The organism is Streptomyces sp. CA-251387, assembly GCF_050936625.1.
Lineage (GTDB): Bacteria > Actinomycetota > Actinomycetes > Streptomycetales > Streptomycetaceae > Streptomyces.
Genome location: NZ_JBNJMJ010000001.1, coordinates 46,922 through 60,268, shown reverse-complemented (window position 1 = coordinate 60,268; position 13,347 = coordinate 46,922). Strand labels below are relative to the sequence as shown.

The window sequence follows — 13,347 nt, the reverse complement described above, 5'->3', positions numbered from 1 at the left end:
CAAACAGAACAGCCCAGGTGCCGAGGCCATGCTTCAGGGGCGTGCCGGAATTGTGGTGAGGGTCTTCTACTGCGTCAGGTGCGTGACTGGGCCGAACTGGCCGACGATGGCGAGCTGTTGCAGGTTGGGATGCGAGTGTTCAGTAGTCGCTGGAGCTTGCGTACCGATGGTGTGCGAGCTCTGCTGCAGGGTGGGTGTGCTGGCGGCGGCCTCTTGTGCCAGCTTGCCACCGTCTCAGCATGCCCCAGGTCGGGGAGCCGACGATGCCGTCGATGGTGATCTCGGCGCGAGGCTGGTATTCGCGTATCCGGTCCGTTACGAGGCCGAAGTCCCCGTTGAAGGCGAGGGAAGGCGGATCGGGCGGCACGTGCCCGTTCAGCAGTCGCTGGACCTTGCGAAGCGCTTCTCCCTGGGAAATGCATGGCCCACGAGACGGACGTATGCTGAATTCGGATCGGGGAACACGCTGCGAGGCGATCAGATCATGCTGGAATTTGAAACTCATACATTTTCTGGCGTGGCGTGCCCAACCCCCGAGAGCCTTGTCGCGAGGCCAAGAGGGGGGATCTGACAGACCGCCTCGAGGCGGATACGGACCAACTGTCACCCATTTTCTTCCTGATAAGTCCTTGGGACTGGGCCATCCCGGATTCATCATGCGCACGGTGAAGTCCGACGACGACGCTTGGGAAAGGTGGCAACCGGCCTCGTCCCGGAGCATCGGTGCCGAGTTCCGGGCGGGTGTTCGCACAGCCAGGTCGGGATGGTCTGTGGCCCACCGGCTCCCTGAAGCGCCGGCCAGCCGCATGGGTATCGACAGCGAACGGCTCTTGGTCGCCGCGTGCCATCGCCCTTGCCGCGGCACTGTCCAGGCAGCCAACGAAGACTGGTTCAACAGGCCAAGAACCATCGAGAAGAACAACTGCTTCTGCATCGCGGCGAACCACGTTGCGAACATCCGCTGTGCCGGGCCGGGATGCAGTCGGCGAAAGCTGGCCGCTTCCGTAACGGTCGACGATCTTCGGGTGGCCTCTGCGTAAGTCTGCGCTTCTACCGGGCCACCGCTTCAGGATCGACCCACGCCGACAGGAGACGGGAACCCAAATGACTGATGTAGTCAACTATCGAAGCAACGCCATCGTTGAGCTCATGCACATGCCCGCCGAGGAGCACGACGAGCGTTGGCTGCAACAGGCGCTGCAGCAGGCCATCATGCTGGAGCTTGCCACGCTTCCCCCCTACTTGTGCGGACTCTGGTCGATCGAGGAATCGGACCAGAACTCGGAAGTCTTTCAAACGCTCCACGCGATCATCTTCGATGAGATGTCGCACATGGGCCTGGCCTGCAACATGCTCACCACCATTGGAGGGGTACCGCACATCGCCGACGAAAGCGTCGTCCCGAAGTATCCAGGCCCGCTACCCGGTGGTGTGCAGCCCGGGTTGTCGGTCTCGCTCATGCAGTTGAGCAAGGAGTCGCTCGACATGTACTCCCGCATCGAGAGGCCCGACGACCCCGTGGTTGAGGACATGGAAGTGCACACGTCCATCGGCGCCTTCTACACGGCGATCCTCGAAGCCTTCCGCTCCCAACCGGAGTTGATCAAGGGTACGCGGCAGCTCACCAAGAACATGTCGTCGTCCCACGGCGAGGGGAATGACGTCGTCGCCCTCAACTCGCTCGATGCTGTCGAAGCGGCCGTGAAGATTATCAAGGAGCAAGGCGAGGGCACTGCTGCGTCGCCAGACAACCCCTTCCCCGGCGAGACCGGGGAACTGGCCCACTTCTACTCGTTCCGGGAGTTCTTCCACGGACGTCGGCTGGTCCGTGTGTCGGACGAACCGCCACGGTTCGACTTCCAGGGTGACGAGGTTCCCATGCCCCGGACCTTCCCCATGGGCACGGTTCCGGCGGGCGGTTGGGCTCAAGGCGGGGTACCAGTGTCCAGCGACGTGCAAACGGAGCTCGACACCTTCAACCGCCACTACAGCTCAATGCTCCGGTTCCTGGAGCGTGCATGGAAGGCGGAGCAGCCGAGCACAGCCACGCAGATGCTGAGCAAAGCGATCGTGCAGATGGTGCAGTTGCAGGAACCCGCTCAGAACCTCATGCGAACGCCATTGCCCGACGGGACCGGCAAGACCTACGGGCCGGAGTTCCGATACGTTCCGGACGAGCCGTGAGGTGACACAGCGCGCCGGCGCCGCAGCACCGTCAGGTGCCGTGTGTGCGGCGCCGGATGCCGGCAGAAATAGGCCCGGCGGCAGTACGAACCCGGCGATGTCCCTTCGTGGACTCCGTCGCTCTGAACACCTTCGCCGCCTGGATCGAGCAGCCGTTCGGCATGCCCCACCGACCCCGGTCGTGGTCCTGCGGGGGTTCTTCAACGGGCGGGCCGGCGGCCCGCCGGCCCAGGTCGACACACCGACTCCACCGATCCCGAGGTCTCACCCACCGGACCAGAATGATCGACGGAGCTGCCTGGTCTCCTGGACGGGCAGCGGCGAGCAGAAACGCATCCGCGCCCAGCGGTTCTGCCCTGACGGCGAGAAGACGGGTCCTGAGATTGCCGGCAGCACCACCGAGGCCTTCCGCCGCGATCCTGCCGTGATGCCGCTGAAGAACGGGGACTACGTCGTCGTACTGGGTCTTTGCCTTTCACGGCCCACGCCGGACGGCCGAGATCCGCCCGACGTCACGGGATTCGGATGCCTGGGTCGGGGCGTGCTGACAACCCTTGACGATGGACGGTCCGTCGGCGCGTACATCAAAGCCATGGGAACAGCGACCTCGGGGTCCTCCAGGACACCGCCGTGGCCAGTGTCTTCCCCGGACGACGACGCTGGCGTCATCACCGGCGGCTTCGCGGGTGCACCAAAACACTGCGCCCGGCTGTTGGCCGCCCGCGGGCACAGGATCCAGTTGCCCCCACCTCCCGCGGACACAGATTCGCGCCCCCTGCTCCTGACCGAGCCGGCCATCGAACTGCTCGGCTCGCTCTGGGGCGAGGAACTCCTCGACGGTAGCCAGCCGTTGAGTTACCGTCAGGTGCGATGGGGGACGGGTGCCCGGCCGATGCGGTTCGCGCAGCCGGCGCGTGCGGTGGATGGTGCCCAGCTGACCACCCGGATGCGGGAACGGCTCGCAACCCGCGACCGGCCCACCGACACGCCTGCGTGGACAGTGACCGCGGCTGCCGTTGGCGGCGAGGCCGAGTACCGGCAGGCCCGGCGGCGTCGGCTGCTGGCCGGCACCGCTCCGCCGCGGCGGGAGCACGACGGGACCACCGCATGGTTGGACTGCACGGAGCTGGGCTGGCTCCACCTCACGCCGCTCGGCCACAGCGACTGTCTGGCGCAGGCCATGGTCTCCCGGGACCAGCCGCCGACCCGACCGGACTGCTGGCGAAGATGCTGACCGAGTCCCTCCTGGACTCCCGGCTGCGTCGCCCTCCGCGGACCGCCGTGGCCCTGCCGGCCACGCCCAGAATCCACCTCGCCCCGGCCCTGCCCACCCACGGCGGTCGGCGGGCGGCTGGTCGTCGGAACGGGTGCGCTGCGCTGTGACCCGCTGACCGGCACCGCGCAGGCGCTGCGTACGGCGATTTTCTGGCCGCAGCGGTGGTCGACGCCGCGGCGGCCGGCACCTCGGCGGAGGCCTGAGCGACCACTACACCAGCCGCCTGCGCGTCGCCTTCCTCGAGCACCTGCACACGTGCCTGAAGTTCTGCGAAGGCGCTTTTGCGACGATCGCCTGGCGGGACGAGATCGACGCGACGCACCAGGCGATTCGCGCGACGATACCGGCCCGCGCAGGGCGGGAGCGTGTCACAGCCTGATCACCGAGACGGTGTCGGCGAAGAAGTTGGTCACGTACCGGCGGGTCCCGTCCGGGCTGGTAGCCATGGCCCGTGGTGCGCCACCGACCGGAATCGTCCCGAGCATTCTGTCTCGTCCGGGAACGACCACCGACATGCTGTCGAAGGGGGACTGGCCACGTACACCCGGTCCCAGTCGGGGCTCACCGCCACGCCGTAAGGTCCTTCGGCGACCGGGACACCGCAGACCGGCGTTCCGCCGGCGATGTCGACGACGACACTCGGGGGAGAAGCAGTGGTTCACGTAGGGATACCGCCCGTCGGGCTCACCGCCACGCCGACCGGAAAGTCGAGGACGGTGAGCGTCCCGAAGCCCGCTTTTGCGGACCGGTCGGTGATCCGCACCCGGTCTTCGCGAGCCAGCGCCATTTGTATGCCCTCTGCACCGGGACCAGGGCCGATCGCCACCGGACGGCGCATGGTAGAAGCCACTGCTGAAGGCATTGTTGGATGGTTGATCACGATCAGCACCTTGGAGGGCAGAACCGTGACCTGCAGATGCCCACCGTCGGGACTGGTTGCTACACCGCACGGACCTTCGTCGGCTGCGAAGGGGCCAACTCCCGCGCAGGATGTCGGCCTCCGGCACCGCGTTCCCCATGAACCCGGTCACGACTGCCGCATCCCGTCGGGGCTCACCGCAACGCTGTGCCGGCTCTGTCCGCCCCGGACGGTGGTGGCCCCTTCCGCGACCGGGCGTGACGTTGCCTGCTGTGGGGCGGACGCGCGGCGATCACAGGCTGCGCAGGAACGGCAGCGAGGGCATGAAGAAGTATTCGCCACCCTTCATGGTCACGGCCTGCACAGGAGCGGGGACTTCCTGAGTCTCGTCGTTTCCCCAGGCCTTCGGCCATGTCTGCGGGGGCCGGTCGCCGTGACCGATCACCGCATCGAGCCCGGGCTGGGGAGCGGCGTCGTGCTTGGGGAATCCGGAGTTGTTGGCCCACATCCGCTGCATGAACTCGAACTGCTGACCGATCTCGGAGTTGAAGGCCATGAACAGCAGACCGACACCGCTCTCGGGCTCGTCGCCCTCGGCGCGTTCTCCGTAGGTCTGCCCACGCCGCGCCAGCAGGTGCAGCTTCTCCTCATCCGGTGTTTCGAAGCCGCCTGACCCGCGGGGGTTGGTCTTGCGGATGTGTGCCTGGAACGGGCACTTGTGGGCGACGGTGTCGCTGGCATAGGTGAAGTCGTTCATCACCGGCTTGTCCGCTCCGGCCTCGGCCTGGAGGGTGAGCGGGGTACCGTCCCGGAAGCGGCCGACGAGCATGGCACCGGCGCGCTCGCGGTCGTTGTTGTCCAGCTTCAGCGCAGTGGCGAGCGCTTCCTCGGCCGCTTTGAAGGCGCGTACGTTCTGCTCCAGCTTGCGCAGCACGAAGTAGCTGCCGAAGTCCGTGCCGGGGTTGGGGGCAGCCGGGTCTGCGACCAGCAATCGTCCCAGCGGCAGGAACGGATCCCATACGGAGGTTCCGTCCAGGGTGTCACGCTCGGCGTCCAGGTCCTCGGTGAGGAACAGCGGCAGGCTGCGCCCGTCGACGTACCCGAAGTGCTCGATCGCGCGGCCTGCGGCGTCGTGCTGGGTCTTGCCGGTCTCTCTGGCGAGCACGGTGATCGAACCGGTCAGCAGCGCCTCGACCTCGGCGAGCCGGGCGTCGGCAGGAGGTGAATCGGCGTCGCCGACCAGGACGATGGCGTGGATTTCCTGCTGGTAACCGTGCTCCCACTGCGTGGGATCAGGGTCTTTCAGACTGGTCAGGGAATCGGGGTGTCGCATTCCCCGCTGGAAGACAGGGTCCGAGGGCACCGCACTCGTCAGGCCCAGCCTGCCGTAGCCCGCGTTCGTCAGCCCCACGCCGACATAGGGCGTGCCCTTCAAACCGTGCTGTTTGAAGGCTTCCACTTCTTCGAGCGCCGTCTTGGCCGACTTCATCATCGGGACCAGTCCGGCCAGGAACGCCCGGGCCTCCGCGGCGCCCTCGGGGCCCTCGGCGAATTGCAGGAGGAGGATGTGCAGACGGTCGCGGACATGGCCCTTCAGGATGTTCGCCTGCAGGTTCTGCAGCATGGTCTCGTTGTCGCCGGTGGCGTTCTTCCACGACAGCGGCACTGGGCTATTGAGTTCGACGGGCATGTCAGCTCCCTTTGTCGAGTCCGGGATCCGCCGAGATTGCGGGAGCGGCCTAAAGGCCGGAGGGTGCCCGGACGCCGATGCACTCCTGCTCAGACGCTCTCTGCAAGCGCTGGGGCACCTGTTTCAGTCTGAGGGAGCCGGATGCGATATGCGACTTGATCGAGACCCTCGCGGTGTGCGGTTCCGTTGACTGCAGGGCGAGAAAATTGAACCGTAAAGATCTCGGTTGACGGGAAAAGTAACGCGACGTTTGTCGAGCTCCGTTACGGCGCGCGCCGCCTCACAGGAGTTGACACGCTGGCAGAGACTCACCATTGCCTTTTGGAATGCCTCGGGGGCCCGCACCTGAGGCGTACTTCGGCTGCAGTACTACGCGGCAATGCGGCCGGCGGGAGGCATTCACCCTACTGAGCGTTTGATCCGGTTTCCGGGCAATCTGGTCGCGAATTTGCTCCCCTGGCGTCCAGAGACTGGAGCGGCCGGTGAGCCGGTGAGCCCGAGCTGTTCGCCCTGCCAAGTGCGGGCGTACAGGTCCAGCACCCAGGCGGCCTTCAGCCGGAACCCGGGGCGGGTGATGAAGATCCAGGAGCGCTGCTGCCAGGGCTTGAGCGCGTCCTGGCGAGCCAGCGACGCACGGTCGACGTCGGCATGAACGGGGCGATGCCCCGCCGGGCGGCCTCGCGGGCCAGTTCCGGGCACGACCAGCGTGAGAGCGGTACTTCACCTCTCGGCAGGCAGCCGGCAGGCCAGCGCCTTGACGTCGGCGGCCTGCAGCGGTGTGAACGAGGCGGGACGGCCGCAGCGTTGACGTTCATTGAGCCCGGGCATGCTCGCCTGGGCGAACCGGCCGTGCCAGCGGCGCACGGTGTCCAAACGCAGCCCCGTCTCCCGGGCGATGCACGCGGTGGAGCGTTCACGTGCGGCGTGTAGCACCACCTGTGCACGCACCCGCACCCGCAGCCGGTGCTCGGTCTTGTGGCCGTAGGCCATCTTCTTCAACCGCACGCGTTCGGCGGCACTCAGGGCTGTCGGACAGGGGGTGCGGACGGGCGTGGCGGGCGAACCGATCGGCCGAAGTGGATCACTGGTACTCCGCAGCCTGCCCCGCCCGTCACCGCCCCAGCCCCCGCAATGACCGGTGCAAGAGGCCACTTGGACAGGGAAAACGCAACTTCGACATGGCCCGCAGAGGCAGCTACCTTCACCTGGTCTTCGGCGATCGCCCACGGTCGCCCAGGAGTTCCTTCAGGCTGAGCCACCCGCGACGGGATGAGTTGGTCATGCCCCACGAACCCTCGCCCCCATGCCCAAGCCACCGAACCGGGTCCACACCAGGCACCCCCAACCAGGGAGAGACGCATGCCCCATCTCGCGCTGTACACATTCGGCGTCCTGAAGTCACCTCTCGCCGACCCCGCACCCCTCATGCGCGAGTTCTACGACAGGGGTGAGGCCGTCTACCGGAAGATCAGTCAGCACCCCGGATACCTCGCGCGTGCTGAAGCGGCAGACGGTGACCGGGGCATGCTCTTCGAGGCCGACTGGGGTGCATGGGGAGAGTTCGCCGTACCGACTTGGTACGGCAAGGGCCGTACTGTGGAAACCACCGCCCTGGCCGCGACCCTCTCACTGTGGACCGACCTGCGCCCCGCCTTCGACGCCGTCTACACCGGTCTGCACCGTGAGGCGCTGAACAGGCGTTATGACTGGTTCGAGAGGACAGGGCACCCGAATTACGTGTGCTGGTGGGTCTCCGACAGCGTGATACCCGCCTGGCAGGACGGGGTTTCCAGGCTGGAGTACCTCCACGACCACGGCTCCACGCCGCACGCCTTCACCTTCCACCACTCATTCGCCCCGGACGGAACTCCGACCAGGATCAAAGGCATCGGGCCGAAAAGCGACCAGGTTCGCTGACAAGGAGGCCCGAACGACTGGGTTCGCTGTCAAACGCCGCGATTGAATGACGGCGAACAGATGCGTCTGCGCTACGGCGGATCCGCCAGTACCCGGGGCTTCGACCTCTACCTCGCGAGCACCGATGAGTACCAAGACGCCATCCTGCACCAGCGTCTTCGCCGGCACCCCCGAAGGATTTACGGAGCCGACCACTTAGGATCGGCGGGGAAGATGCTCACCAGGGAAAGGCGCAGTGTGAACACGTCGCAATCGAGCGCCTGTTGGCCAGCCTGGAATTTGACACACCGAAGGCGGCGTTGACCGAGTTCGTTACCACGCAGCGCGAAGCCGAGCAGCACGCGCTGACAAAGGTTGAGCGCCGCGAACAGGCCACTGCCGAGCGGGATTTGTGCGGTCGCTCGTCGTGAGTAGCTGGCCGCTGAAGGGGAACGGGCAGCAGTGCGGCGCGCGGCTCTCGTGGCGCTGGGAGCGTCCTGGGACGACCTGGCTGACGCGGAGCGTCTGTTGGCTACGGAAGAAGGCGGGCGGCGGGAAGCCGGCCGCGTAGAAGATCGCGGCGAAGAAGGCGGTGCCGCTCTCGCGCCGCTCGGTCCGCGCCGCGTACCCGCGTACCTACCCGGTCTGCTTCAAGGACTGCGGCAAGGGCGAGGTCATCACGAAGGTTGGGGGGAGAGAGCTGGGGACATCCCGGTTGTGCTCCCCGCCAGGCGTCGGCAGCCGCGTTGGATTTCGCGCGGGGCGAGGCGGCGATCGAGAGCGGGTAGACGATCCTCTCCCGCAAGCCGTCGGACTGGCTGCTGGGAGCACGGTGCTGCGAACCAACTATTCCTCTGGACCGCCCCGCACCCCACTGCGACCATGTGTGGCATGCTGACCCGAGGGACTACGTCCTTACGCAGCCCACTCACCGTCATGGCCCTGTGCGCCGCCCTCGTCCTGACCGCCTGTACCTCCGCCCCCGAAAACTCCGGCGCCGAGGACGAGCCGTCCAAGAGGCCTACGTCGTCATCCTCACCGGAGGCAGAAGTTCCCCGTCCTGGTGACCAGACGGTCAAGCTGACCTGGAAGGGCCAACAGCGCACCTACAAGGCGCACGCACCCCCTGGGTACACCCCGAACAAGAAACTGCCCCTAGTGATCGCCATGCACCCCTACCCCAGCACCGGGCGCTACGTGGAACAGCTCAGCGGCCTGAGCACGAAGGCCGACCGGGAGAACTTCCTTGTCGTCTACCCGGACGGTCATGCGCAGGCCTTCAACGCCCTGGTCTGCTGCGGCTCCGAGGACGACGTCGGCCTGCTTCGCACGATCACCGACCGCTTCGTCGACATGTGGGGCGCAGACCCAGACCGCATCTACGCGACCGGCATCTCCAACGGCGGCGATATGTCCCTCAAGGCTGCGGTGGAACTCCACGACGTCTTCGCCGCCGTCGCCCCCGTCAGCGGCGGCTTCATCGGCTCGGCCGCGGAGGACGACTCGTACCGGCCTGAATCCCCGGTCTCCGTCATCACCTTCATCGGCGAACTGGACCGGTACTACGACAGTTTCGACACCGGCATCAAGACCTGGCAGAAGCGCGTGGACTGCAAGGCCGCCTTGCCTGAGGAGGCGGAGAAGGAAGTCAGGCGAACCACGGCCACGTGCGCAGACGGCTCCGAGGTGACCACCTACCGACTGGCCCGTATGGGTCATTCCTGGCCCGGCGGCCTGAGCAACGACATGGCCTTCGCCGACTCCGACGTCAACGCCACCGATCTGATGTGGGAGTTCTTCGCCGCCCATCCCAAGAAGAGGCAGTGAAGGCCTGTTGCACGTGTGGTGGGTCAGTGGTTGTGGGCGAGTACCGGGGTCTGCAGCGGCAACTCGCCCACAACTACGCATTCATCTGCCGGAACGCTCGCGTCGGCCGTGCTGAGGTTCCCGCGTTGTCTCTCTCGTCATTTGCGCCAGAAAAGGTGGTGCGTCACGCCGCTCGGGCTGGGCACGACCTCCATGTGGAACCGGTCCAGCAGCTGCTCGGACGAGTCCTAGAGGCGTAGCCCGGACCCGAACTTCACCGGTGAGACGGCCACATGCATGGTGTCGACGAGGTCGGCGTCGAGGAACCCCCGGATAGTGGTCACGCCGCCGCCGAGCCGGACGTCCTTGCCCTGCGCGGCCTCCCGCGCCTGCGCGAGTGGTGGCAGGCGTGAGCGTTGCGCCACGGCAGGTAGCGGTGGAGGGCCTGGGTCTGTGCCGGGGGTGGCTGCGGTGATGGGAGTTGGCCAGGGCGAACTGCCGCAGCGGGCCGAAGTGTGCCTCGATCGGTTTGGCCCAGGAGGCGTAGGTCGGGGTGAAGCAGAGTTGGACTGTGTTCTCCTTCGCCCAGCGGCGAGTCGTCACGCCCGTGTGGGCGGCATGGCCGACCACCCGTCAGCCCCGGAAGTACAGTGTGCGCTTCAGCAGACTGATCGACGTGTCCGCCCAGGCGAGGACCTCGAACCCCGAGGTCAGGTTGCCCGGAGGCTGGTTGATCAGGGTGTCGCGGCGGATGAGCCGATCGAAGTCGACGAGGACCGGGTCCGGTCGTACGGTGCCGTCCGGATGGCGGAACTCGACGCGTGCCTGGCGCATGACGTTGACCAGTTCCTGGGCGATGATGCCGTATCCGACGGTGGTGGGGTGGACGCCGTCGAGGGAGAACAGACCTCCGTCGGTGCGCCCGTTGCCGTCGCTGGTGAGAAAGTGGGAGTTCGGCGGCGTAGCGAGGGCCGCCAGTTGCGGCGGCAGGGGATAGGGCTGCCACCACGTCGGCTGGGCATTGAGATCGTCGATGTAGCGCCTGGCGGCGAGCCGGTCCAGTAGCCCGGCCGTATCCATGAGGTACCAGTCCCGGCCGGCCCGCCGCGTGCTGCGCACCTGGTCGGTGATGGCCTTGTTGTACAGGTCGATCGCCAGGTCGATGTCCCTGGCCTGCTCGCCCGTCACATGCGGGTGCACGGTGGGATTGAAGTCCCGATCGCTGATCCATGGCCGGGTGTAGTACGGGTAGTACCGCGAGCCCGTGGCCATCTTGCGCCCGATCCCGCGCGCGATCGGCGCGATGGTGACGTGGGGTACGGTGCACCAGATGACATGCCGGGCCGCGATGCCGAGCACCCGGTCGGCGAGTTCTCGCAGCTCTGCCTCGAAATGGTCGGGATCCCAGACCGTGTACGACTCCTTGCCCTTCAGATCCTGGTAGTCCTGGCCGCTCCACTTCACCTTGAGCTTGGTCACCGTCTGCAGGGCGTTGTTGGCGCCGACGAAGACGATCAGCGTCTCGATGCCGTGTTTGTGGTCCGCGCTCCGGTCCTCACCGAGACGTTGTGCTGCCGCGAGCACGGTCATGTTCTCGTCGCCGTCGATGCCCGCGGAGGGCAGCACCCGCAGAGCCGCGCGGTCACCGCCGTTCTGCACGACCTGCTTCAGGAAGTTGTCCTTTGGTTCGTCGATGGCGTCCCGGCAGATTTTCGCGCTTTTGGACAGCACATCGCGGACGTCCCAGCCGTACACCCCGAGATTGTGGTTGATTTCGGTGGTCCGAGGCACGTCCTTCCCCGGCCCGCGTTCCCAGTAGTCTTCGGCCTTGTCCAGGAACCTCCGGGCGTGGAACAGTGCCAGAGGCGCCTCCCACCAGTCGAGGTTCTTCCCGAAGCGTTCCTCCAACTCCCGCAGCAGCAACTCGATGTTGAGTGGCAGACCCCCGTATCCGGGATACGAGGGACGGCGGAACCCTTCGCCCCAGCCCAGCTCATGGGCGATGATTGCCGGGAACGAGATATCGGTGTTGAAGATCGCCCCACTCTGGAATCCGTGCGTGAGCGAATCGCCGATGGTGACGAGTCGATGCCGGGGTTCGGGCTCTCCTTCCCAGTCCCGGGCGACTTGGATGCCCAGTGTGGGGTCCTTGGCCGGTTCACGAGCGGGCAGTTCTCTGGCTGCGACCACTCTCGCAGGAGCGGGAAGATTTGCGTGATCGGCCATTTCTTCTCCTCGGTCCAGGCCTGGGTCCTGGATATGCTGGTTCAGCGGTCCGCTTTTTTTGACGGTACGTTTTCCAGTTGCTCCGCCTCGTGCATGTCGGGGTCGGCGGCCAGCAGCATACGGAAGTTGCGGCTACGGACACCCCGCTCCTCCTCGACCCCCTATGCCGCTCCCATCAATGCGGCGAGTGCCGCTGGCAGATTCTTCGGAGTTGACGTCTCTCTGGAAGGCCCGAGAAATTGCTCGACCTGTGTCACCCAGCTGTCCACACGGCAGACCGGCTTGGCCATCGCCAGCACACTCGGAGCATGGCGAAGCGCCAGGTTGGGCTCGTGCAGTCCCACAATGAGCACTTCGGCCTCATGCAGGCACTTCAGAGCCCCTTCGTACAGCTCCCCGTTCCACCAACTATGGATCCGCTCCCACAGCCCTCGCTGACCACTCCCGGTACTGTCGATCAGGTTCTCCGCCCGAACGAGCAACCGCCGAGCCCAGTCACGCTGCTCGCTCCGCTTCACCCCGTCCGAGCAGTCGTCTTCCTTCTCCTCCGGACAGACAGAGGCGAGTTCGATCCACAGAACGGACACACGGACCTTGGCGCGATGCTGCCAGGTATTGGGACGAGTGACCGGTGCGTCGGGCGCGTGCCCCTGGGATTCGCAGAGTGCTCGGCGGCACCCCTCGTTGCCCGGATTCTCCCAATTCTCTGAGGCGCGTCCCATTGACTGCCTCCTCCGGTCACGCCGGATCGGATGCGAGCCGGCGGAGTTCCAGTGGAGAAGTAAATGAAGAAGCAGTAGCCGTAATCGATGAAATGCACGTCTTGGCGTGGAACCGACTCAATGCGCAAGCGTCCGCTTTTCACGTTAGACCCCCTCGCCGTCTCACGCATCCGGACCCCCTCCGGCACCATTCGCCAGAAAGACGCAGCGTCAGGCCGGCGAGGAAGCGCGGTTCCTCATGCCCGGCCGCCTCGCCAAGGGCTATGTGCAAGCCCTGTCCGTGCTGGGCGGTGATTGAGTCAGAGCGGCTGGGTTGCCTAGATGATCGTCAATATTGCGCATCCAGCATTGCGTCTGAATTCAATATTTGACGCTTCACTAGAAGTAGTTGACTGAGTGAGAATCTGCCAAGGGGTAGAAGCGTTGGGGTTCAATGTCAACTTGCCTCATCGCGCAGCTCAACCATCATGGAATGAGTGGCAAAACCACCCTTCTCGGGACCTTCAACTCCTGGAGGGCGGGTGGTCGGAATGGTTGACGTCTGATTCATATAAAAGCTCCAAGTAGTTCAGCTGCTGCAGGAGTTCGAACCTGATTTGGCTGTCCGGGGGTGTCACACTCGGGAGCGCACTGGCCACAGATGGCGGTGGCTTGCCCGAGTGAACGCGGACTTCACGCCCTGGCTCGA

General features: G+C 65.8%; 10 protein-coding genes and 2 pseudogenes. 5 read left to right on the top strand and 7 right to left on the bottom strand.

Annotated features, from left to right (window positions below; all coding sequences use genetic code 11):
- Positions 1 to 1,104: 1,104 nt before the first annotated feature.
- Both ACQEV2_RS00285 and ACQEV2_RS00280 read left to right on the top strand, forming a co-directional pair.
- Positions 1,105 to 2,184: a ferritin-like domain-containing protein gene (locus ACQEV2_RS00285; RefSeq protein ID WP_433034865.1), complete on the top strand. Its 1,080-nt coding sequence runs from the start codon at positions 1,105 to 1,107 to the stop codon at positions 2,182 to 2,184.
- Between the two features lie 739 nt (positions 2,185 to 2,923).
- Complete coding sequence (locus ACQEV2_RS00280; protein ID WP_433034862.1) at positions 2,924 to 3,418, top strand: hypothetical protein; 495 nt, start codon at positions 2,924 to 2,926, stop codon at positions 3,416 to 3,418.
- A 700-nt stretch (positions 3,419 to 4,118) separates the two neighbouring features.
- Here ACQEV2_RS00280 and ACQEV2_RS00275 read toward each other — a convergent pair.
- From ACQEV2_RS00275 to ACQEV2_RS00265, 3 genes are all read right to left on the bottom strand, one after another.
- On the bottom strand, positions 4,119 to 4,349 hold the full coding sequence (locus ACQEV2_RS00275; RefSeq protein ID WP_433034859.1) for a hypothetical protein: 231 nt from the start codon (positions 4,347 to 4,349) through the stop codon (positions 4,119 to 4,121).
- A gap of 262 nt (positions 4,350 to 4,611) precedes the next feature.
- Entirely contained in the window at positions 4,612 to 6,009 is a 1,398-nt protein-coding gene (locus ACQEV2_RS00270; RefSeq protein WP_433034856.1) for a Dyp-type peroxidase, read from the bottom strand.
- A gap of 720 nt (positions 6,010 to 6,729) precedes the next feature.
- Positions 6,730 to 7,014 carry a helix-turn-helix domain-containing protein gene (locus ACQEV2_RS00265; RefSeq protein WP_433034853.1) on the bottom strand — a complete coding sequence of 95 codons (285 nt, stop codon included), beginning with the start codon at positions 7,012 to 7,014 and terminating at the stop codon, positions 6,730 to 6,732.
- Positions 7,015 to 7,368: 354 nt separating this feature from the next.
- Here ACQEV2_RS00265 and ACQEV2_RS00260 point away from each other — a divergent pair, with 354 nt between their 5' ends.
- From ACQEV2_RS00260 to ACQEV2_RS00250, 3 genes are all read left to right on the top strand, one after another.
- Positions 7,369 to 7,926 (top strand): DUF3291 domain-containing protein, encoded by a 558-nt coding sequence (locus tag ACQEV2_RS00260; protein WP_433034850.1) that lies wholly within the window; start codon positions 7,369 to 7,371, stop codon positions 7,924 to 7,926.
- A 263-nt stretch (positions 7,927 to 8,189) separates the two neighbouring features.
- The gene (locus tag ACQEV2_RS00255; protein ID WP_433034847.1) at positions 8,190 to 8,336 is read left to right on the top strand and encodes a hypothetical protein; all 147 of its coding nucleotides are present in this window, start codon (positions 8,190 to 8,192) and stop codon (positions 8,334 to 8,336) included.
- A 460-nt stretch (positions 8,337 to 8,796) separates the two neighbouring features.
- Positions 8,797 to 9,732: an alpha/beta hydrolase family esterase gene (locus tag ACQEV2_RS00250; protein ID WP_433034844.1), complete on the top strand. Its 936-nt coding sequence runs from the start codon at positions 8,797 to 8,799 to the stop codon at positions 9,730 to 9,732.
- A 137-nt stretch (positions 9,733 to 9,869) separates the two neighbouring features.
- On the opposite strand, the pseudogene ACQEV2_RS00245 reads toward ACQEV2_RS00250, so the two are convergent.
- The 4 genes and pseudogenes from ACQEV2_RS00245 to ACQEV2_RS00230 all read right to left on the bottom strand — a co-directional run.
- A pseudogene (locus tag ACQEV2_RS00245) lies at positions 9,870 to 10,109 on the bottom strand (dihydrofolate reductase family protein); the annotation flags it as partial.
- Positions 10,052 to 10,329: pseudogene (locus ACQEV2_RS00240) on the bottom strand (hypothetical protein); the annotation flags it as partial. The pseudogenes ACQEV2_RS00240 and ACQEV2_RS00245, both read right to left, overlap by 58 nt.
- A gap of 15 nt (positions 10,330 to 10,344) precedes the next feature.
- Positions 10,345 to 11,901: a hypothetical protein gene (locus tag ACQEV2_RS00235; RefSeq protein WP_433034841.1), complete on the bottom strand. Its 1,557-nt coding sequence runs from the start codon at positions 11,899 to 11,901 to the stop codon at positions 10,345 to 10,347.
- 197 nt (positions 11,902 to 12,098) lie between these two features.
- Positions 12,099 to 12,659 (bottom strand): hypothetical protein, encoded by a 561-nt coding sequence (locus ACQEV2_RS00230; protein WP_433034838.1) that lies wholly within the window; start codon positions 12,657 to 12,659, stop codon positions 12,099 to 12,101.
- Positions 12,660 to 13,347 lie beyond the last annotated feature (688 nt).